Annotated in this window: 17 protein-coding genes; 11 read left to right on the top strand and 6 right to left on the bottom strand. The window is 63.8% G+C overall.

Going from position 1 to position 20070, the window contains the following annotated elements:
• Positions 1-2: 2 nt before the first annotated feature.
• Genes Q0833_RS08185 through Q0833_RS08175 form a run of 3 tightly spaced genes read right to left on the bottom strand, consistent with a single transcriptional unit; the run spans position 3 to position 3598 of the window.
• Entirely contained in the window at positions 3-428 is a 426-nt protein-coding gene (locus tag Q0833_RS08185) for a GNAT family N-acetyltransferase (protein ID WP_298432348.1), read from the bottom strand.
• Positions 425-1183: a 3-keto-5-aminohexanoate cleavage protein gene (locus Q0833_RS08180; RefSeq protein WP_298432345.1), complete on the bottom strand. Its 759-nt coding sequence runs from the start codon at positions 1181-1183 to the stop codon at positions 425-427. Before Q0833_RS08180 ends, Q0833_RS08185 begins: the two co-directional genes overlap by 4 nt.
• Positions 1184-1186: 3 nt before the next feature.
• Positions 1187-3598 carry an FAD-dependent oxidoreductase gene (locus Q0833_RS08175; RefSeq protein ID WP_298432340.1) on the bottom strand — a complete coding sequence of 804 codons (2412 nt, stop codon included), beginning with the start codon at positions 3596-3598 and terminating at the stop codon, positions 1187-1189.
• Positions 3599-3717: 119 nt separating this feature from the next.
• Here Q0833_RS08175 and Q0833_RS08170 point away from each other — a divergent pair, with 119 nt between their 5' ends.
• From Q0833_RS08170 to Q0833_RS08155, 4 genes are all read left to right on the top strand, one after another.
• The gene (locus Q0833_RS08170) at positions 3718-4599 is read left to right on the top strand and encodes a MurR/RpiR family transcriptional regulator (RefSeq protein WP_298432337.1); all 882 of its coding nucleotides are present in this window, start codon (positions 3718-3720) and stop codon (positions 4597-4599) included.
• 106 nt (positions 4600-4705) lie between these two features.
• The gene (locus Q0833_RS08165) at positions 4706-5677 is read left to right on the top strand and encodes a TAXI family TRAP transporter solute-binding subunit (RefSeq protein WP_298432334.1); all 972 of its coding nucleotides are present in this window, start codon (positions 4706-4708) and stop codon (positions 5675-5677) included.
• A gap of 83 nt (positions 5678-5760) precedes the next feature.
• Entirely contained in the window at positions 5761-8364 is a 2604-nt protein-coding gene (locus Q0833_RS08160) for a TRAP transporter permease (protein ID WP_298432329.1), read from the top strand.
• Complete coding sequence (locus Q0833_RS08155; RefSeq protein WP_298432326.1) at positions 8361-8795, top strand: universal stress protein; 435 nt, start codon at positions 8361-8363, stop codon at positions 8793-8795. Before Q0833_RS08160 ends, Q0833_RS08155 begins: the two co-directional genes overlap by 4 nt.
• A gap of 481 nt (positions 8796-9276) precedes the next feature.
• On the opposite strand, the gene Q0833_RS08150 is transcribed toward Q0833_RS08155, so the two are convergent.
• On the bottom strand, positions 9277-9732 hold the full coding sequence (locus Q0833_RS08150; RefSeq protein ID WP_298432323.1) for a helix-turn-helix domain-containing protein: 456 nt from the start codon (positions 9730-9732) through the stop codon (positions 9277-9279).
• Between the two features lie 74 nt (positions 9733-9806).
• Between Q0833_RS08150 and Q0833_RS08145 the strand changes: the two genes are divergently transcribed.
• Genes Q0833_RS08145 through Q0833_RS08120 form a run of 6 tightly spaced genes read left to right on the top strand, consistent with a single transcriptional unit; the run spans position 9807 to position 13926 of the window.
• Positions 9807-10202, top strand: a complete 396-nt coding sequence (locus tag Q0833_RS08145) for a mercuric transporter MerT family protein (protein WP_298432320.1) — start codon at positions 9807-9809, stop codon at positions 10200-10202.
• Between the two features lie 13 nt (positions 10203-10215).
• On the top strand, positions 10216-10512 hold the full coding sequence (locus Q0833_RS08140) for a hypothetical protein (protein ID WP_298432317.1): 297 nt from the start codon (positions 10216-10218) through the stop codon (positions 10510-10512).
• Entirely contained in the window at positions 10509-10739 is a 231-nt protein-coding gene (gene merF, locus Q0833_RS08135) for a mercury resistance system transport protein MerF (protein WP_298432314.1), read from the top strand. Before Q0833_RS08140 ends, merF begins: the two co-directional genes overlap by 4 nt.
• A gap of 10 nt (positions 10740-10749) precedes the next feature.
• On the top strand, positions 10750-12165 hold the full coding sequence (gene merA / locus Q0833_RS08130) for a mercury(II) reductase (RefSeq protein ID WP_298432311.1): 1416 nt from the start codon (positions 10750-10752) through the stop codon (positions 12163-12165).
• 3 nt (positions 12166-12168) lie between these two features.
• Positions 12169-12531 carry a hypothetical protein gene (locus Q0833_RS08125; protein WP_298432308.1) on the top strand — a complete coding sequence of 121 codons (363 nt, stop codon included), beginning with the start codon at positions 12169-12171 and terminating at the stop codon, positions 12529-12531.
• Between the two features lie 48 nt (positions 12532-12579).
• On the top strand, positions 12580-13926 hold the full coding sequence (locus Q0833_RS08120; RefSeq protein ID WP_298432305.1) for an NAD(P)/FAD-dependent oxidoreductase: 1347 nt from the start codon (positions 12580-12582) through the stop codon (positions 13924-13926).
• Positions 13927-13981: 55 nt separating this feature from the next.
• On the opposite strand, the gene Q0833_RS08115 is transcribed toward Q0833_RS08120, so the two are convergent.
• Positions 13982-14518, bottom strand: coding sequence for a hypothetical protein (locus Q0833_RS08115; RefSeq protein WP_298432302.1), 537 nt, complete (start codon positions 14516-14518; stop codon positions 13982-13984).
• Between the two features lie 642 nt (positions 14519-15160).
• Here Q0833_RS08115 and Q0833_RS08110 point away from each other — a divergent pair.
• Positions 15161-17305, top strand: a complete 2145-nt coding sequence (locus Q0833_RS08110) for a calcium-binding protein (RefSeq protein WP_298432299.1) — start codon at positions 15161-15163, stop codon at positions 17303-17305.
• A 1895-nt stretch (positions 17306-19200) separates the two neighbouring features.
• On the opposite strand, the gene Q0833_RS08105 is transcribed toward Q0833_RS08110, so the two are convergent.
• A complete protein-coding gene (locus Q0833_RS08105) occupies positions 19201-19992 on the bottom strand; it encodes a hypothetical protein (RefSeq protein ID WP_298432297.1) in 792 nt (263 codons plus the stop codon).
• Positions 19993-20070 lie beyond the last annotated feature (78 nt).

Raw genomic sequence — 20070 nt, 5'->3', positions numbered from 1 at the left:
TGTCAGACCTTCGATAGGGCGAGGACGAATTGGAAACTGGACCTGGAGAGGCCGTGGGCCTCGTAGAAGCGGTGGGCGTCCCGCCGGTCCAGGCCCGAACACAGGCGCAGATGGTCGCAGCGAAGCGCCTGCGCCCGAGCCTTGGCCTCGCCGAGAAGGGCACCGCCGATGCCTTGCCCACGCGCGATCTGGGCGACGACGAGGTCATCCACGAATAGCGTTCGGCCCCAGCAGACGTCGACGACGATCCGGTAGCCCAGCACGCCAAGGATGAGGTCGCCGTCATGCGCCTCCAGCACGACGTAGCCGTCGTCGCGCGCGGCGGCGAGGCGGCGGTCGAACACCTCCTGCGGCAGGCTATGGCGCAGCGTGCGCAACACGGCGGCGGCGCGATCGAGGTCGCGCGCGGGTCGGACGGTGACACTCATGCGACCGTCTCCGCGAGGCTCGAGCACAGCGCCGCCACCGATGCGGCGTTGTCGGTCCAGGCCGTGCCGTCCGGGGCGGTGCGGCTGTTCTCGAACCCGACCCGCACGTCGCCCCCCAGGCGCGCGGCTTCCCGCAGGCAGGCGTGTTCCGACGGGCCGAAGGCGCAGAGCATCCAGGGCGTGCCGCCCGGCAGGGCCGCGACGAATGCGGCGATGGCGGTGGGGTCGCTTGGGGTGCCGTCCCCGTAGCGGCCGAGGACGAGGATCGCCTCCGTCTGGTCGGGGCGCACCCGCCCGTCCGCCTGCCACTTGGCCAGCCGCACCGCGTCCGCTGCATCGTAGAGGATGTGCTGAAGGCGCGTCCCTGTCGCCTCGGCGGTGGCATAGAAGCGGGCCGCCACGTCCGGATCGCGAACCATTTCGCGGATCGCGACGCTCGCCCAGGCCGGGTGCAGCTCGGCGAGGCAGGCGAGCTGGTCGGTCACATCATAGCGACCGGCGGCCTCGGTGGTGACTTGGACGGGCAGAGCGGGCAGCGCCCGGGCCAACTCGGCCAGCGCCTCGCGGTAGAGGCCCGGGTCGAGGGAGTGGGCGCCGTCGGCGTCACGCACATGCAGGTGCAGCGCGTCCGCCCCGACTGTGGTGCAGCGCCGCGTGGTCTCGACGATCTCGGGCACGCTGACGGGAAGGGCAGGGTGGTCGGAGCGCGTCAGCCGCGCACCGGTCGGCGCGACCATGACAAGGGGGCGGGCCATGGCCTAGCCCTCGACCAGGTGGGCGTCGCGCATCCGCAAGCCCTCGGGGTCGAAGGCGGGGCCCCGCACGATCCGCCCGTCGAAGCGGCGGCCCGCGATGTCGACCGCAACGTGCGTGCCGTCCGCCAGCGCGCGGCGCGTATGGGCGAGCGCGAGCGGGCGTCCGAGCCGGTGGCCGAAGGCGGCGGAGCTGGTCTCTCCGACGATTTCGTCGCCCAGGAACACCGGCTCGTGCCCCAGCGGCACGGCGGCCGTGTCGGTCAGCACCACGGTGACAACACGGGACGCGGCCCCTGCCGCGCGCGCCTCGGCCAGCGCCTCGGCTCCGATGAAGCCACCGGTCTTGCGGACGGCGAAGTCGAGGCCGGCGGCGATCGGGGTGACGTCGCCGTCGAGCTCGTGCCCCATGGCGCAGAACCCCTTCTCGATCCGCATCGATGTTTGCGCGAAGAGGCCGGCGGGCCGCGCCCCGGCACCGGTCAACGCGGCGTAGAGGGCAGGGGCGTCGGCGGTGTTGCAGGTGATCTCCCACCCCGCTTCGCCGACATAGGACAGACGTGCGGCGCGCACCGCGACGCCCGCGAGCCGGGCCACGGCGTGCTTGAAGAAGCCGATCCCCGACAGGCCGGAAGCGCCACACTCCGCCGCAATCCGCGCCGCCCCGGGGCCCATCAGGCCAACGGTGGCAAAGCGCTCGGTGACGTCCGTCAGCGCGACGTCGAAGCCGTCGGCATGGGCGCGCAGCCAGGCCAGATCGCGGGCGATGGCGGCGGTGCCGGTGAAGAGGCGGTAGCGGTCCGGCGAGAGGCGCTGCGCGGTCAGGTCCGACTCGAAGGTGCCGCGCGGGTTGAGCATGGCGGTGTAGATCACGGACCCGGGTGCGCGCCGGACATGGCCCGCGCAGACATGCGCGAGGAATGGCTCGGCGTCCGGGCCCTCGACCTCGATCTTGCCGAAGGGCGACAGGTCGAAGATCGCCGCGCCCTCATGCGCGGCACGGACCTCGGCGGCGACGTTCTCGTGCCAGTCGGGCGTGGCGAAGGTCATGCGCGGCTCGGCGGTCTTGCCGAAATAGAGCGGGCGCTCCCAGCCGTAGACCTGGCCCATATGCGCGCCCGCCGACCGATGCGCGGCGTCCACCGGCAGGCGGCGCAGGTCGCGCGCCGTCGCGGGCTGACGTCCGGGATAGGCGATCTCGTAATGCGTCCCCAACACCTCGGGGACGCGGGCCATAAGATGGTCGACCGAGTCGAAGACCGGGGCGAAGCGCTTGGCGTCCGCCTCCGACAGGTCGTAGGCGGTGTGACCATGAACGATGGCATGGGCGAGGTTCATGCCCGCGCCGCCACCCGATGCGATCCCGACCGAGTTCATGCCCGTTCCAAGGAACAGGCCCCGGGTCTCCGCCGTCTCGCCGAGCATGAAGCTCCCGTCGGGCGTGAAGCTCTCGGGGCCGTTGAGCAGCATCTTGACCTCCGCGGTCTCCAGCGCGGGCAAGCGGTGGAGCGCGTTCAGCATCATCGGCTCGAAGTGGTCCCAGTCTTCCGGCAGCAGGCCGAACTCGAAGCTTTCGTCCAGGATGCCGGGCGCGATGGCCTTGCCCATGGGCTCGAAGCAGCCGACCAGCAGGCCGCCGGAATCGTCGCGGATGTAGAGATGCCCGTCATGGTCGCTCAGCGTGGGCATGTTGCCCGCGATTCCGTCGACGGGCTTGGTCAGCAGGTAGAAATGCTCACAAGGCCAGAGCGGGACGCGCGCGCCGGCCAACGCCCCCACGTCCCGCGACCAGAGCCCGGCGCAGAGCGCGACGGCGTCGCAGCGGATCGTGCCGCGGTCCGTCTCGACGCCCCGGACGCGGCCGCCCTCGGTCAGGATGCCGGTGACGCCCGTCCCTTCGAAGAGCTTGGCACCGCGGGCGCGCGCGCCCTTGACCAGCGCCGCGCAGACATCCGAGGGGCTGACGCGGCCGTCGTCGGGGGACCAGACGGCGCCGAGGACGTCGTCCGCGTTCATCAGCGGCCAGCGATCCTTGGCCTCGGCGGCCGAGACCTCCGTCGCCGCGATCCCGAAGGCATGGGCGAGCGACGCCTGCCGCCGCACATGCGTCAGCCGATCCGGTGTGGTCGCGATGGAGAGCGAGCCTTTCTGGATCCAGCCGACAGACTGACCGGTCTCCGCCTCCAGCCGGGCATAGAGATCGACCGAGTAGCGGATCATCCGGGTGAGGTTGCGCGAATGGCGGAGCGCCCGAACCTGCGCGGCCGAATGCCATGTCGTGCCCGACGTGAGCTTGTTCCGCTCCAGCAGGACGGCGTCCGACACGCCGAGCTGCGCGAGATGGTAGAGCGTCGAAGCACCCATGATGCCGCCGCCGATCACGACGACGGATGCGTGAGAGGGGAGTGAGGATTCCATGGTGCCGCGTCCCGTTGAGAGAACCGTGCTTGACCCTTGGTTAAAATTGCAAGATGCGTCAACGATGCGAAAAAATACCAAATGTTTTTTACTAGACCGATTGGGTAAGGCCTGAGCGATTGGACCCGACCCTGAAAACCCGAGTGATTTCAGAGCTTCGCGCGCGCGCCGGCGATCTGTCGCCCCAGCTCCGCGCCGCGGCGAAACACATCTTGGACAACGAGGCCGACTTCGGGCTCGACCCGATCCGCGAGACGGCCCGTAAATCGGGCGTCAGCACCTATACCCTTGTGCGGCTCTCACGCCTCTTGGGGTTTGGTGGCTTCGACGACCTGCGGGAGCCGTTCCGTCATGCCCTCGTCTCCATTGGTCCGCGCGCAGGAGCCGGCGATTGGCTCGACCGTTGGCGGGCGGATGGGGCGGAGGCGGATGTCCGCGCCGCATCCAACTCGTTGGCCGTGGTCTCGCGTTCGATCGAACGTCAGTCGCCGGACCGGTTGCGCGCCGTCGTGGACACGATGATCGCTGCCCGCAAAGTGTACGTCACGGCGATGCGGTCGAGCTTCGGGCTGGCCCATCACTTCACCTACGTTGGCCGCATGGCTCTGAAATCCATGGAGATCGTGCCGCGTCACATGTCGTCCGCCCTCGACGACCTGAACGATGCCGGTCCCGAGGATGTGCTGGTTGCGATCACGTTCACGCCCTATAGCCAAGAGACGATCGAGGCCGCCGCCTTCGCGATCGCGCGCGGCGTGAAGCTGATCCTCATCTCCGACAGTGAGATCGTCGCGCCCGGCCTTCGGGCCGATCATACGATCCTGGTCTCAACCGACACGACGCATCACATCGCCTGCACCTCTGGCGCGATGGCCGTGCTGGAAATCCTGTTGGCGATGCTGGTGGATGCTGGAGGCGCGACCGTCCGAGAGCGGGTGAGAAGCTACGATTCCCTCCGCCGGAAACATAAAGCGTACTGGCCCGAGATAAAAAAACGGTAGTTTTCTGGTGACACGGGCAAGGCAATCCCCAAACCTCGCCGCCAGGGGGCCTCCGCCAACGAGATGCCCCGATCGGTGTCCGACAGGACGTACAGGGAGAATTACCATGATCTCAGACAGAGCCCTTTTCGGCGTCGCGAGCGCGATCGCCATCGCCGCTGCGTCGGGCGCCATGGCGCAGGACCAGCAGTTCTTCACCATCGGGACCGGCGGCGTGACCGGCGTCTACTACCCGACCGGCGGCGCGATCTGCCGGCTGGTCAACGCGGGCCGGGCCGATCACGGGCTGCGCTGCTCGGTCGAATCGACCGGTGGTTCGGTCTACAACACGCGCACGATCCGCCAGGGCGAGCTCGATTTCGGTGTCGTGCAGTCGGACGTGCAGGCGGCCGCCATCGAAGGCACCGGGTCGTTCGCCGAGGACGGCGCCTATCCCGAGCTGCGCTCGCTCTTCTCGATCCATCCCGAGCCGCTGCACGTGATGGCCAATGCCGGTGCTGGCATCGCCACGCCGGCCGACTTCGCCGGCAAGAAGGTCAACATCGCCAATCCCGGATCGGGCACGCGGGTGCTGGCCGAGACGCTGATGGAGTATTACGGCTTGTCGGCCGACGACCTGTCGTTTGCCGCCGAGCTGAGCTCGGCCGAGCAGGCCTCCGCGCTCTGCGATGGCAATATCGACGCCACGATCTGGGCCGCGGGCCTGCCCAATGGCTCCGCCCAGGAGGCGACGTCGACCTGCGATGTCTCCATCGTGCCGCTGGAAGGCGCCGAGATCGACAGCCTGCTGGCCGACAATCCGGCCTATGCCGCCGCGACGATCCCCGGCGGCATGTATTCGGGCAACGACGCGGACATTCCGTCCTGGGGCCCGCGCGCGACCTTCGTGACCGCGGCCGACACCTCCGACGAGATGGTCTACACCGTGGTCAGCGCCGTCTTCGAGAACTTCGACGACTTCAAGCGCCTGCACCCCGCCTTCGAGCGCCTGTCGGAGGAGGAGATGATCTCCTCGGGCCTGACCGCCGAGCTGCATCCCGGCGCGCTCAAGTACTACCAGGAGCGCGGGTGGAAGTGATCCGCCGGGGCTGAGCCCAACGAGACGGCCGTCCGCGCATGCCGCGCGGACGGCCTCGGACGAGCCAGCGGCGGAGACGCGACATGACCGACAAGGCCCCCATCGAGGCTCCGAACCGCCCGGACGTCGACGATTTCATCGCCGAAGCCGATACTGGGGCGCGCGCGCCCACCGGGGGCTTCTCGCGCGGCGTGCTCTGGGGCGTGCCGCTGATCTGGTCGCTGTTCCAGCTCTGGATCGCCTCGCCGATCCCCTACGAGATAGGCTTCGGCGTCGTGAACAACGCGCAAGCCCGCTCGATCCACCTGGCGTTCGCGGTCTTCCTCGCCTTCACCGCCTTCCCGACGCTGAAATCCAGCCCCCGCCACACGATCCCCGTCCAGGATTGGATCCTGGCGCTGCTGGCGGCCTTCTCGGCGGGCTACCTCTTCCTTTTCTGGGACGGGCTGGCCGCGCGGTCCGGCGCGCCGTCCACCACCGATCTTGTCTTCGCCTGCATCGGCGTCGTCCTGTTGATGGAGGCCGCGCGCCGCTCGCTGGGCCTGCCGCTGATGATCGTGGCCGCGGTCATGCTGGCCTATGTCTTCTTCGGCTCGTCCGAGATCCTGCCGGACGTGATCCGATGGCGCGGCGCCTCCATCGAACGCGCGATGAGTCACATGTGGCTGACGACCGAGGGCGTATTCGGCGTGGCACTCGGCGTGTCCTCGGGCTTCGTGTTCCTCTTCGTGCTCTTCGGCGCGCTGCTCAACCAGGCGGGGGCGGGCAATTACTTCCTCAGCCTCGCTTTCGCCACGCTGGGCCACCTGCGCGGCGGTCCGGCCAAGGCTGCGGTCATCGCGTCGGCCGCAACGGGGCTTATCTCCGGCTCGTCGATCGCCAATGTCGTCACCACCGGCACCTTCACTATCCCGCTGATGAAGAAGGTTGGCTTCTCGCCCGCCAAGGCCGGCGCCATCGAGGTGTCGTCCTCGATCAACGGGGTGCTGACGCCGCCGGTGATGGGTGCGGTCGCCTTCCTGATGACGGAATATGTCGGCGTCTCCTACGTGGAGGTCGTCAAGACGGCCATCGTGCCCGCGGCCATCTCCTACGTGGCGCTGGTCTATATCGTCCATCTCGAGGCGCTGAAGATGGGCATGACCGGCACCAGCCGCATGAACCCCATCATCTTCATCCTGCGCGCGGTCCTCGCGATCTGCATCGGCATCATCGTGGCCGGCGGCACGCTCTATGTCGCGGGCCTGCTGGTCGGGCTGGTCTTCGGAGCCCTGGGCGACGCGGCGACCTACGTGCTCGTGGCGGTCTTCCTCGGCGCATATGTGGGCGCCGTCGCCTATGCCGCGCGCGAGCCGGACCTGGAGCTGTCGGTCGAGTCGATGCAGAACCTGCCTCCGACCCGCGACATCTTCCGTTCGGGCATCTACTACCTGCTGCCGATCTTCCTGCTGATGTACCTGCTGATGGTCGAGCGGAAGTCGCCCGGCTTCGCGGCCTTCTGGTCGGCCAGCTTCATGCTGCTGACGCTGCTGACGCAGAAGCCGCTCAAGGCGATCTTCCGAGGCGAGGGGCAGGCCTTCGCCCGCCTGAAGGACGGCGCCGCGGAAGCGGTCGAAGGCCTCATCATCGGCGCCCGCAACATGATCGGCCTGGCCTGCGCCATGGCCGTGGCGGGCATCATCGTGGGCTCGGTCACGCTGACCGGCGTGGGCCAGGTCATGGCCGAGTTCGTGGAATTTCTGTCGGCTGGCAACCTGATGCTCATGCTGCTTTTCGTGGCAATCATCTCGATCATCCTCGGGATGGGTCTGCCGACAACCGCCAACTACATCGTCGTGTCTTCGCTGATGGCGGGCGTCGTGGTCGAACTGGGCGCGCAGAACGGGCTGATCGTGCCGCTGATCGCGGTACACATGTTCGTCTTCTACTTCGGGATCATGGCCGACGTGACGCCACCCGTGGGACTGGCCAGCTTTGCGGCCGCCGCGATCTCGGGCGGGGATACGATCAAGACCGGCTTCCAGGCGTTCTTCTACTCGATCCGAACGGCGCTCCTGCCGTTCCTGTTCATCTTCAACACCGACCTTCTGTTGATAGATGTCGGGCCGGTGCAGGCGGTGTTCGTCTTCATCGTGGCGCTCATCGCGATGCTGGTCTTCGCCGCCGGAACCATGGGCTGGTTCCTGACCCGCTCGCGCATCTGGGAATCGGTCGCCCTTGTGCTGGTGGCTCTGACGCTGTTCAGGCCGGGCTTCTGGCTGGACCAGGTGCAGGATCCCTTCGTCCAGATGCCGCCCGCCGAGATCTTCGCCCTGGCCGAGGAGGCGCCGCCGGACAGCGAAGTCCGCATCGGGCTGGAGGGCGAGACGATCGACGGAACCTTCGTGTCGTCCACGTTCCTCCTGCCGCTGGGCGAGGCCGGCCCCTCGGGCTTCGACCGGTTGTCGCAGAGCGCCGGGCTCGACCTCGTGGAACGGGATGGGTCAGTCATCGTGGACCTTCTCGCCTTCGGCGGACCGGCCGAGCAGATGGGTGTCGACTTCGACTGGGTCGTCACCGGCATCGAGGTCGAGGCCGACCGCATGCCCAAGGAGATCTTCTACCTGCCGGCATTCCTTCTGCTGGCCCTGGTCGCGTTCCTGCAGCAGCGCCGGGCGGATCGGCGCCCCGAGGAGGTGGCGGCATGATCGGCACCATCCTCGCCGCCATAGATCTGGCCCATCCCGAAAACCACGCGATGATCCTGACGGAGGCGCGGCGCAGGGCCGAGCAGGATGACGGCCACCTGGCCGTCGTCACCGCGATCCCCGACTTCGGGATGAGCATCGTCGGCGCGTATTTCGAGGAGGGCGCGGAGCAAAAGGCGCTGGCGGATGCGGCCGAGGCGTTGCACCGCTCCGTGGCCGCGGTCCTCGGCGAGGCCGCGGAGGCCGGGATCAAGCATGTCGTGCGGCACGGGGTGGCCTACGAGGAGATCCTTGCGACCGCCGCGTCGCTCGACGCCCGCCTCATCGTGATGGGCGCGCATCGGCCGAACTTCCAGGACTACCTCCTCGGCCCCAACGCCGCGCGCGTGGTGCGCCATTCGACCTGCTCGGTGCTCGTCCTCCGCCACTGACTCCGCCAGCGACGTTCGCGCGAGCGGCCCACGTAGTCGCGGCCTCCGCTCATAACTCGACGTGCCGCAGGGACGCGGCTTTCCACGGCGCGATACATCTCCAGATCCCGTTCCAAGAGCCGTATACGGTCTGCTGCCCGTGCTTGGCGTTTTTGAAGGGCGCCGGCCGTTCGAGATGCACCTGTCCAGCGATCTCGTGGAAAGAAGGGGTCGCCGCCGAGGGCGCGCGACAATTAAGTCGGAAATGAGGGTGGTGGCGGAGCGGAAGTCCGCGTAAAAATACTGATAACATACTGTAACAAGATAAGAAACACTTTCGAATAGACTCCTCATACCACATACTCTACCACGCCGAGGCAGATGCCGTTCCTAGGCGACCGGCCGGTGCGGGCAAGGTTTCGAGACGCAGAAATGCCGTAGAAGATCCTGTAGACGCCAAGGGCGGATACCGGCCTTTCGCTGCACCTCGCATGAACGGCAGCTATTCGGACGCCCTTACTACCCGTTCTGAATTGGCTTGCCCCTCGTTGAGAACATCGAGCAACGGGCAGTCAGGGGTGTCGGTGCCGGTGCAGCGTGCGATCGTTCCGGCGAGAACGGCTTCAATCATCTGGAGGTCGCGGATCTTGGTTCGGACGACGTCGAGATGGTGGCGGCCCATCCGTTCGACCTCGGCGCAGGTATGGCTTCCGCGATCAACGAGGGACAGCAGGCCGCGGATCTCTTCCATGGTGAAGCCAAGATCCCGGGCCCGCATCACGAAACTCAGCCGCTCCACATGCGCTGTGCCGTAGCGGCGATGGCCCGATGCCGTGCGCGGCGGATCGGGCATCAGGCCGACGTTCTCGTAGTAGCGGATCGTCTCGAGATTGCAGCCCGTCAGGCGCGCGAGGTCGGCGCGCTTCAGGTCGCTCGCGATAGCGTGATCGTCGGACATAAGAAAACCCCTTGATCCTGTAGTTGCTACAGACCCTATCTTGCCTGTCATCAAGCGACAACCACGGCGAAGCGATGAGCGAGATGACTGAGACCGAGCGACAGGCACAAAACCATCCGGACAGGTCGGGATGGGCCGCCACCGGTGCCGGGGTGCTCGGCGCGCTGGCGATGACCTCCTGTTGCATCCTCCCGCTGGTGCTTGTCAGCCTCGGCGTGACCGGCGTTTTCATCGGCCAGCTCACGGCACTTTACGCCTATAAATGGGTTACCTTCTCCCTTGCGGCAGTGGCTCTGGGCTATGGCTTCTGGAAAGCCTATCGCCCGGTGCCCGCAGATAACTGCGGCACCGGCGCCTGCGCCCGTCCAGTGGATCGGGGCGTGATGCGGGCGCTTCTTTGGAGCGCACTGGCCGTCGTGCTGCTGGCCTTGGTCTTTCCCTATGTCGCCCCGCGCATCCTGACCTTCTGATACGGAGACCCCGATGAAACAAACCCTTCTTGCCACAGCTCTGATGCTGGCCCCTGCGATGTCGCTGGCGGACGAGGCCGAGACCCGGCTGCATGTTACCGGGCTGACCTGCCCCTCATGCAGTTACATCGTCGCCGCCGCTCTGAAGAAAGTGGAAACCGTGCAGATCGCCGAGTTTACCGAGGGCGAGGACGAAGATGGCACTTACCTGCTGCGATATGACGACGCCGTAACCGATCCCGAAGCTCTGGTCGCTGCCGTGACCGGCGTCGGCTACGGGGCGTCACTCGTTGCCGGGGGCGGATCGTGACCCAACCCGAGACACCCTCGGGCAAGAACGACCGCCTTCTGAAATACGGGCTGATCGGCACTGTCGTCGTGGCGTTGTGCTGCTTCACCCCGGTTCTCGTGATCCTGCTGGGCGCGGTCGGGCTGTCGGCCGTGCTGGGCTGGCTCGACCTCGTGCTTTTGCCAGCGCTCGCGGTGTTCATCGGCATCACCCTCTACGCGCTCTGGCGGCGCCAACGCATCAACTGAAGAGGCTGACATGAAAGATTGCTGCACGCCCAAAAGCGGCGCCTATGACCTTGCTGTGATCGGCGCCGGCTCGGCGGGATTTTCGGCCGCGATCACCGCCGCCGAAGCCGGGGCGCGGGTGGCCCTGATCGGCAATGGGACCATCGGCGGCACATGCGTCAACGTGGGCTGTGTGCCTTCGAAGGCCCTGATCCGCGCCGTGGAAAGCTTGCATCATGCCCGCCGCGCGAGCCGCTTCGACGGCATCGAGGCCGAGGGCCGCGTCACCGATTGGGCCGCGACGGTGGCGCAGAAGCAAGCGCTGGTGGAGGAGTTACGAGCGGCGAAGTATGCCAACGTTTTGCCGCAGCACGAGAACATCGACTACATTGAGGGCGCCGTCCGGTTCGACGACGACGGCCACCTGATGGTGGACGGCGCGGTCTTTTCAGCAACGAAGATTGTCATCGCGACCGGCTCCCGCCCGCATGCGCCAACAATCCCGGGCATCGAGGAGGTCGACGTCCTCGACAGCACCTCGGCACTGGAGCTGACCGAACTGCCAGCCTCGATGCTGGTTCTCGGTGCGGGCTATATCGGGGTGGAACTGGTGCAGCTCTTCGCCCGTGCGGGTGTCGAAGTGACGCTGATCAGTCGCCGGGGCGTGCTGCCGGAAGCGGAGCCAGAGATATCACAAGCGCTGGAGGGCTATCTGTCCAAGGAAGGCATCCGCCTGGCGCGGGTCACGGGCTACGAGAGCGTGACCCGCGACGGCGATACCGTGCGTCTGACCACCACGGTCGGAGACACCTTCGACGCCGAGCGGTTGCTGCTCGCCACCGGACGACTGCCGAACAGCGACGGGCTGAACCTCGGCGCTGCTGGGATCGAGACCGACTTGCGGGGTGGGATCGTCGTCGACGCGCATATGCGCACCGACAACCCAAAGGTCTGGGCCGCGGGCGACGTCACCGGGCGAGACCAATTCGTCTACATGGCGGCCTATGGCGCAAAACTCGCCGCGCGGAATGCAGTGGCGGACGAGGCGCGTAGCTACGACAACGCCACGATGCCCTGGGTGGTCTTCTCCGACCCGCAGGTGGCGGGTGTGGGGCTGAGCGAAGCGCGGGCACGGGCTGTCGGGCACGAGGTCGTGACCTCGGTTCTGCCGCTCGACGCTGTGCCGCGCGCGCTCGCCGCCCGTGACAAGCGCGGGCTGATCAAGCTGGTGGCAGAAGCAGGCAGCAAACGGCTCTTGGGCGCGCAGATCCTCGCCCCGGAGGGCGCAGACAGCATCCAGACGGCGGCGATGGCGCTGAAGGCGGGGCTCACCTACGAGGAGTTGGGCGATACGATCATGCCCTATCTCACGACGGTCGAAGGCCTGAAGCTCGCCGCTCAAACTTTCGAGAAGGACGTGGCCGCGCTTAGTTGCTGCGCAGGGTGACCCATGAGTGACAAGTCTTCGCGCGATCTCCTTGGCTCGGCCAGCGGCTCTTTCATCGCGTGGTGGCTGCCCCTCGGTGCCATGCTCCTGGCGATCCCGCTGCCCAATTGCCCCAAGACGGTGATCTGGCTTTTGGCGCTGGTCTGGATGGGCGGGGCCTGCTTGCTCAACGCCCGGCGCTGCGGGCGTGTCCATTGCCGCTACACCGGGCCCTATCTGCTGGCAATGACGTGTCCAGTGCTGGGCCACGGCACCGGGCTGGTGCCGTTGGGCGGCGGGGGATGGCAATGGCTCGGCCTCGCGGTCGGCGGGGGCACCGCGGCGATCTGTGGGCGAAGCGAGCGCTTCATGGGCAGATACCGCTGAAAAGCCCAGAGCACCCCCAGCCCAACACTTGAGAAACGAGGAGCATGTATGACCGAAACACTCGACCTGATCGTCATCGGCGCCGGCATGGCCGGGATCAACGCCGCGAAGAAATGCAGCAAGGCCGGCTGGTCGGTCGCCATTGTCGACGAGCTTCCCTACGGCGGCACCTGCGCGCTCAGGGGCTGCGACCCGAAAAAGATGCTCCGCGCCGGGGCCGAGGCGGTCGAGGCCGCGCAGCGGCTGACCGGCAAAGGCATCACGGGCGAGACCCGTATCGACTGGCCGGCGCTGATGAACCACAAGGAGAGCTTCACCGACCCGGTGCCGGAGAGCATGGAAAGCGGCCTGAAGGAAGCCGGGGTGCGCACGCTGCACGGTCGTGCTCGCTTCACGGCCGAGGACCGGATCGGGATCGAAGCTCATGGCGAGATCGGCTTCCGCCACGCGCTGATCGCTACAGGAGCAAAGCCGCGGCCGCTGGACTTCCCCGGCGCCAAAAAGCTGATCGACAGCACCGACTTCCTCAACCTCGCAGAGCTGCCCCGCCGTATCGTCTTCGTCGGCGGCGGCTACATCTCATTCGAATTCGCCCATATCGCGGCGCGGGCGGGGGCGGAGGTGACGATCCTCGACCGAGGCGCGCGGCAGCTGAAGATGTTCGACCCCGATCTCGTCGACATGCTGATCGAGCGCAGCCGCGCGGCCGGGATCGAGATCATCCCCGAAGCCGCGATCGAGCGGATCGAGGAGGCGGAGGGAGTCCACCGCGTGGTCTACCGGAAGGGGGGCGAGAACCATGCCATCGAGGCCGACCTCGTCGTCCACGGTGCCGGAAGGGTGCCCGCCGTCGACCATCTCGACCTCGCCGCCGCGGGCATCGAAACCGAGCATGGCGGCGTGGAGGTCACACCCTGGCTCCAATCATCGTCGAACCCGCGCATCTTCGCAGCAGGCGACTCCGCCGCATCCCCCGGCAAACCGCTGACCCCGGTAGCGGTCTTCGAGGGCAAGATCGCAGCCTCGAATATGCTGAAGGAGAAGCGCACCGAGCCTGACTACACCGGCGTGCCGAGTGTCGTGTTTACCATCCCCGAGTTGGCCCGGGTTGGTCTCCTCGAGGAGGAGGCGCGAGAAGGGGGCGAATTCGATGTTAGCTTCACCGACACCTCTGGCTGGTTCTCGCAGAAGCGGCTTGGCGAAAGTTACGCGGGGGCGAAGGTCATTACCGGCATGGACGGCAAGGTTCTCGGCGCGCACATGTTCGGCCCAGACTACGCCGAGCTGATCAATGTCTTCTCACTGGCGATCAAGCTGGGGCTGACGGCGGCGCAGGTGAAGTCGATGCCCGCGGCCTACCCGACGGGGGCCTCCGACATCGGCTCGATGTTCTGAAACGAGCAGCAACCTTTCGCTGCGCGATCATTTAACGGGAGCTAAGGGCCGCGAGCTATTGGGCCTTCAGCAGGGCAATCCCAAACGGTTCAGGTTCCTTGTTTGGCCGGTAGACGCTGAACGACTTCACCAAACCCGGCTCCAATTTGACCTTTTTGTCGTTCAGGCCGTTTGCCCGTTCAAAGCTCTTTTTCAGTTCTAGCAGTGGGTTCAAGGCTGGTCCCCCTGAACGAAAAAAGGCCAAGAACCAATTGATGCCCTTCGGGTTCAAGGTTCTTAGCTTTTCCAAATCATCATGGACCTTTTTGACGCCAAAATCGCCAGCTTCGATCATCTGTGGAATGCCGCCATTGTAAGGTCTCAACCACAGATCCACGCGCTTTGGCGCACCCTTCCCAGGAGTGGGAAAGGGCATTTCATGTCTGATTTCTAAATGAGCCAGCACGGGACTCATAAGTAGCGCCTGGTACACTGCGGTGACGATACCGGTCTCATAGAATGTGTTGACAGTTGGCTGATGCTTCTTCGAACCCGGCCGATCGGTCGTCAAAATAAGTAACTGTGCCGCGAGAGACCAAACTGCCGGTTCCACTAACGACACTACAGTCTTTGGTATCTTTCCAGCCAAAGAGACTCATCCAATTCTATCAATTACTTTCTTGTATGCATGCATGATCGCGAGATTGGAGCAAGGTTGTTTCTCTTGGCTACAAGTCTATTCGCCAAACAACCGCATCTAAATCACGACATAGATGTCGGCTTTGGGTAAGCTGCAGTGCGGCATGGGCAGAGCTGATCAGTGGCAGCTTTGGGCCGATTGCCAGCATTCCAAAGGTACATGATGACTGCGCCGTCGCGCCTACACACGAAAATGGTAGTCGCTAGTTTGGCATGGTCCTTGCAACAATAAACGTCCCGTCCAGTCTGAGTCTCCGAAAACCTGCATCTTTCGCCTTGCTCTCGACACAATGCCGTCCGGATGTCGACCGGACCGGAGTGGCTTCTGTCCGTAGAGAACACAGGACCAGAGGCGAAAATGTTGCGGATTCAAAGTTCGACTTCGACGGGTAATTTCTCTTCGGTAGACCACTTTGGGAGCAATCTTCTTCCGAAGGCCCACACGGGTTCTCCCACGTTTTCTGCGCCCACAGACAGGCCCGATGGAGTCCTGACCGATGCGGCGGAATCCGCGCTGGATCACTTCGGGGTAGGCCATGTCCGATATCCGGGCGGTATGCCCGACAAGGTCTTCGAAGACGGCATGTTGATCGGGGGAGAACTTCCCCAGGGCGTGGCGACTTTTCTCGGGCAGGCTACATCACTCGGCATCACGGTGAGCTTCGTCATACCGGTTGATCCTCCACCCGGGCAGTCAGAGGAGCAGTTCCTCAGCGATCTCAAGGATTTCGTATCAGCCGCCTCGAACCAGTTCCCTGACACGATCCGGTCTTGGGAACTCGGAAATGAATACTGGGGTGGACGGACGATCGGCGATGCCAGCCTGGAGGCAGCCTATGGGCAAGCTGCAGCGAAAGCGACGAAGGCGATCTCAGCGGGTTTGGATCTCGCCGGCACGGACGCCGATATTTTTCTTCAAGCTTCCGGAAATCTTCGCGGCGCTTACGACAATGACCCGCGGCTTGCCAATGTAGCAATTCAAGACGCTTTTGCCTCGCTGAATGGCGCGGTTGACGAACTCGACGGCGTTATACGAAACTTCTACTGGAAGGACCCTGCAGAAGGAGGGTTCGACAACGATACCGGCGCATTTAGGGAAGACCGCGCGCTTTCGGAGAATTTGGCGGGTTCCGGCATAGGAGGTTGGGATGAGTGGCTCGGACGCGAAATCGACCGGATGGTGGGTGAGTACAACATCAATCTGAACCTCTCCCTCGGCGAGGATGGCATTGATCTTGGCGTGCATGGTGCCTCGATGTTCTTGGAGCACTACACCAATCTCGTCGAAGCGGATGTCGATACAGCGTTCGTCTGGCCGATGCTGCACAATACGCGGAATGCCCTTCTTCACAAGGATGAGCCGCTAGAGGTATTGGAGCTGGACGGGCTTTCCATAGCCACAAACACGACCCGTGCTGCGATGTTCGACCTCATTCGGCAAACCGTCGCAGACCACGAGCTTATTGATATCGAATGGACAGGCCCCGAGACGCCCTACAGTATTGAAGTGACGGCTTGGGAGTCTCGGGACGATCTGGACGAAACCACGCCCGGCGAACGTGTGGTGTACCTGTCGTCCCGAACAGACGTCGCGATCGAGACAACCATAGATCTTACGCTATTCACGGACGGTTGGCTTGCTGTGTCGGGAATCCGCGTGGGCTACGAGGATTCGGGCGGAGACCAGCGCAACGCCATCGTAAGCGAAATCGACCTGACCGAACTGGCCGATGGGGTCGGCTCACTCACGCTCGACGCTTACGAAGTCGTTCAGCTCAGGTTCGAGGAGCCGCTCGAGACTCCGGAGATCCCGGACTACGTGATGCAGAACGGATCCGACGGCGCTGATACGATCTATGGAGGAGAGGGTCCGGACCGGATCGAGGGCGGAGCCGGTGCAGACCTTCTGGTCGGGCGCGAGGGTTCCGACATTCTTTTTGGCGGGACCTGGTCAGACACCCTTTCGGGAGGTCTAGGGGACGATACCCTCTGGGGAGGCGACGCGGGAGATCTTCTTGGCGGCGGAGACGGAGCGGACCTTCTTATCGGTGGCACCGGCGCTGATACCCTGCAGGGCGGAGCAGGAGATGATGTCATTCATGGCGGCACATGGTCAGACTGGCTGGAGGGTAATGTTGGTGATGACATCCTTCACGGCGAGCAGGGAAACGATACGCTCATGGGGGGATTCGGGGACGATATACTGCTTGGCGGAGATCAGGCCGACATTCTCTCTGGTGGGCCAGGCCATGATCGTATCGAAGGGGGTGCGGGTTCAGACGCGTTGTCTGGCGGGTTGGGGCATGACAGCCTATTCGGAGGCAGCGGGCAGGACGAGCTGAATGGCTCTAGCGGCGCGGATTGGCTTGAAGGTGGGGACGGCGACGACATCCTCACTGGAGGGGCCGGCACGGACAGCCTGACCGGAGGCAGGGGTGCAGACCGGTTCGTCTTCTCGGAATTCGACGCTGGGTTTGATCGGGTTACAGATTTCGAATTCGGGGTCGATCTACTCTGCTTCTCTTCGCCTGGCGTAACTGGGCTTGAGGATCTACGCCTCATCTCCTATGAGAACGGCGCCTCGACGTTGATCCGGTTTGTGGGCGACGCGGGCGAAATAGACTGGGCGAGTGGTGGCATCGTATTGGATGGCATTGCGGATGGATCGCAGCTTGATGCATCTGATTTCTGCTTTGCGTAATTCGGCTTGTATCTTCTGCCAACTTTTTAGAGATGGCGAATTGCCGAGGCGCGCTCCTGTTTGGATATTTCTTTGAACAGGTTGGCAATGCTCTCCAGAATATCCGACATGGCGCATCAATAGAGGCGGTCGCCATCACACTTCATCTAGGGGTGACATGCGGCTGAACCGGACACTGCACCTGAATGTCGCTAGCGAATTGTGCTGGCTAATTTGGCGCCTTGTGGCCTGAGCCCATACATGTTCTCGATATACGTCAGGTTTTGTTCAGCGGAGTAAAGACGGCGGCCAAAGCACAGACGTTAACGCTTCGTCCGAGCTCTGCTCCGAATAGGATGAACGAGTATCTGCACATTGAACGCGTCAGATGCCGGCGCTCGAACCACGCCTGCACCACGGGTCCTTGCCTGACGCGCAGGATTTATCACAGCCGTAAGCGGAATATATCTTAACCCTTCCACGACACGAGCGTGCACTGGGTCACACGGGCAGACGTCCCGCCACTCGCTATCCTCGGTCGACAGATACTTACGATTGACCGCAGCCTCCTGGCAGTTTTCGGGACATAAGATCGTTCTGGCGTATCTGATAGGTAAGCCGATGACTTCGTCTACGAGGCCGATGGAGAAGCAGGTGAGACACATCGCGGACGCTCGTGTTGGGGCAAATAAATGTTACCGGCAATATTTCGCTCATAACCTAATAGATCGTTAACCGTGTTTTGAGCGTGCACTGCCCCCGCACAAATACCAAATTTCACACATGATCTGGTGCACGAAATGAGAAAATGCCCATAATTGGTAGGCCGGTCTATTTTGATCGGTTTGATGAAAAGAGCCGAAGTTGGGCGTCTTCAGGATGCTGGCAACGAATCGGTTCTCTTTCGGCATATTGTTGCCGACATGGGAATTGCGACACAACTAAGGCAGAAACGCGTCCAGAACGCATCTTTCGTCAACGGTGCGGGCGAGAGCCTTCGACTGTCACTCAACGAAGTCGCCACCGCAGCATGCGTCCGAGCTGGCCGAAAAATGCGGACCACATCCTGTAAAGCCGCCAGAGCGCGGCAGTAGCGTGCAATGTGTCGCTCGGACAAGGCAGCTTAGCTGCGCCGGCTTGTCGTTCATGATACTCGTCGAAGGCTCGTGGATCTGAGTCCTAAGCGGACCCAGCTTCGCCGTCTGAGACGTCAGGCCTGATCCTGGCGGAAGAGCAAGTACTCAGCCCTTCGATCTGCGAGAGAAGGCAAGCTCTCGATCCAAGTACGGCGATAGGAATTCTCATTACCAAATAGTCTATGGAGGACTCCAGTCGGTGATCATTCATTAGTTATAAACCTTGATGTGTCAGTGAAGACGTCGACGTGAGCAGGCGTCCACTAAACCTATCAAGCCACTACTATCGAATTGCAGAATGGGGCCCCACTGGCTTGTTCAGCTGGGGCCCTTCACAATCCTCGGATGACTTTGGATTTATCAGTTGCAGCGGTTTGGGTTTAGGCATTAAAGATGTCCAATCCAAAGGACTTAACGGCTAGGCTTCTGCTCTCGCTATTGTGAGCTCAGCGGTCGGGTTAAGGATTCCGCACCACAGCACAGCTTCCTGGCGCAAATGGCAGTATTGGGTCGGTCCCTATCCGTAAGGACCGGACCCGACCGGCAAATTCATTGAGACCGTCTCCACGAACGCTTGTGACCTCAATTAGCCGGACGCTGCGTCATCCACGACCGGGGCATTGACGAGCCGTGCTACGGTTGCCACGCAGCGTCCCATTTGGATCTAGACCCTCGTCGGCTGGTGTTCCAAATGCTGAGGCAAACCCTTTTGCGACATTGCAACCGTCGCATATCAGCGTCGTACACGGATGCACCCTACCGAGCATCCATCTTTTGACGTTACTCGAAATGCCCCACATCGGGGCCTGCCGATCTCAATCGCAAATAGCCCAGGACACGGTTGTTTCGCTTGGGATCGATCATCAGCATTTCTCCCTCGAAGACGGTGAAGTTCGTCAGCTCCTCGATGTTGGTGAAGTGAGAGATCACGAGAAGCGGACCGGTGCCGTCACCGCCATCCCATGCGGAAATCAGCTCGCGCAGCTCATCCACGTCGGGCGCACCTCGAAGCGACAGGAGAAGGTTGAGTGACGGGTCGGTGATCAGATCGATGCCTTCCACATAGACAGGATCGATCACCGACATGCCTTCGAGAAGAGCGTCCCGAGTAGCTTGGTTGCGGCACCATTCGCTCGTCACGATCCGTGACGGTCGGATGTCGTTCGCTGCGAGCAGCAGGCCGAGATCGATCATGTCATCGGTCCCGTCTCGGGTCAGCAGACGCTGGTTGGCGCAATCGGTCGGCGCCACGTCCTTGATGTCACGCTGCGACCAGTCCGTCGGACCGTGCCGCATCAGAAAGACGATGTCGGGACGGAAGAGTTCGTCCAGCATCTGGTATGGCTCGAAGCGCAAGGCCGCGCGTTCCTGCGGACCATCCTCTTCGATCCGAGCTGGCAAGCGTTCGGCCGTCGAGGCCGGCAAGTCGACCGTCATCTCGCCCATCGTGTCCGTAAGCTGGGTGATGCGACCCGTCGGCCGATCGCCGACGTCGGTCGAGGAGAAGACGGGGTCGGCATACGAAGCGGCGCCGATCAGGCACAGTACGACCAGTCCGAGCGCGCCGCGCATCGGGAGAATGTCCGTCACAGGGATGACCTTTCATGGATAGGCGGGATCGGTCCGGAGGCAGGAGATACGCCCCGTTCC

It is taken from the genome of uncultured Jannaschia sp., assembly GCF_947503795.1.
GTDB lineage: Bacteria > Pseudomonadota > Alphaproteobacteria > Rhodobacterales > Rhodobacteraceae > Jannaschia.
Note: the sequence above shows the minus strand (reverse complement) of the source record. Positions and strands in the feature narration are given on the sequence as shown.